This window comes from Vibrio sp. Vb1554 (genome assembly GCF_033344235.1).
Window position 1 is genome coordinate 1 of record NZ_JAWPOJ010000377.1, and the last position, 1115, is coordinate 1115.

At 51.0% G+C, this 1115-nt stretch carries 3 protein-coding genes; all 3 read left to right on the plus strand.

The window, feature by feature from the left end; translation table 11 throughout:
* Nucleotides 1-180 (plus strand): flagellar basal body rod C-terminal domain-containing protein (locus tag R8N28_RS26410; RefSeq protein WP_318183810.1); only part of this gene is annotated, 180 nt, incomplete at its 5' end.
* A 12-nt stretch (nt 181-192) separates the two neighbouring features.
* Nucleotides 193-924 (plus strand): flagellar basal body rod protein FlgF, encoded by a 732-nt coding sequence (locus tag R8N28_RS26415; RefSeq protein WP_005464045.1) that lies wholly within the window; start codon nt 193-195, stop codon nt 922-924.
* A 25-nt stretch (nt 925-949) separates the two neighbouring features.
* A partial coding sequence (locus R8N28_RS26420; protein ID WP_318183812.1) for a flagellar basal body protein occupies nt 950-1115 on the plus strand: 166 nt, incomplete at its 3' end.

The window sequence follows — 1115 nt, forward strand, 5'->3', positions numbered from 1 at the left end:
ATGGGCGTTCCGGGTTATGGCACGCTGGGTAACCTGACTCCAGGTGCATTAGAGGGCTCAAACGTCGACCTAACCAGTGAGCTTGTGGCACTGATGACAGCACAACGTAACTACCAAGCGAACGCAAAAACGATTTCGACCAGCGACAAGCTCACTCAAGCCTTGTTCAACGCGGTGTAATAGGAGTTCTGCATGGATAGCTTGTTATTTACAGCAACCTCCGGTGCAAGCCGAGTTCTTAAAGCGCAACACGTTCGTTCGAATAACTTGTCGAACGCGGATACCGCAGGTTTTCGTGCGGATATGGAACGTGTTCGTAGCGTGGAGTTACAAGGCCCGGGCTTTGATGGCCGAACCATGGTGGTCACAAACTCTGCATCAACGCGTTTTGATTCTGGCGACGTTGTGAAAACAGGTCGTGCGCTCGACGTTGCCGTCATGGGTGAAGGTTACCTTGCGGTAGAAACGCCAGCGGGTAATGAGGCTTACACGCGTGCCGGTAACATTCAAATCGATACCTTTGGCGCAATGTCTATCAACGGATTCCCGGTTGTGGGTGAAAACGGTCCGTTGGTGGTGCCTGATTATCAAAAAATCGAAATCAGTGAGCGTGGTCTTGTCTCGGTTATTCCACCGGGCGGCGGTGCAGAAATCGCAGTCGGCACATTGAAACTGGTGAAGCCAGAAATCAATCAGCTGCAAAAAGAGAGCGACAGCTTGCTTCACAGTGTTGATGGTGTGCCATTCGCAGCGGATGAAACCGTGCAATTGGCACCAGAACACATCGAAGGCAGTAACGTATCGGCGATCGATGAGCTGATCGGCGTGATGTCGCTAACGCGTAACTTCGAGATGCAAGTACGCATGATGAAAACTGCAGAAACGTTGGCGCAAGCCGGTAACAAATTAATGGCGGCGAGATAAGTCTCGCCCCAAAAGGAGATAACCAATGCATTCGGCATTATGGGTAAGTAAGACAGGTATGGCAGCGCAGGACACGAAGATGACTGCCATTTCCAACAACTTAGCAAACGTAAACACCGTCGGCTTTAAGCGCGACCGCGTTGTATTTGAAGACTTGTTCTACAGCATTCAGCGTCAACCTGGTGCACAGG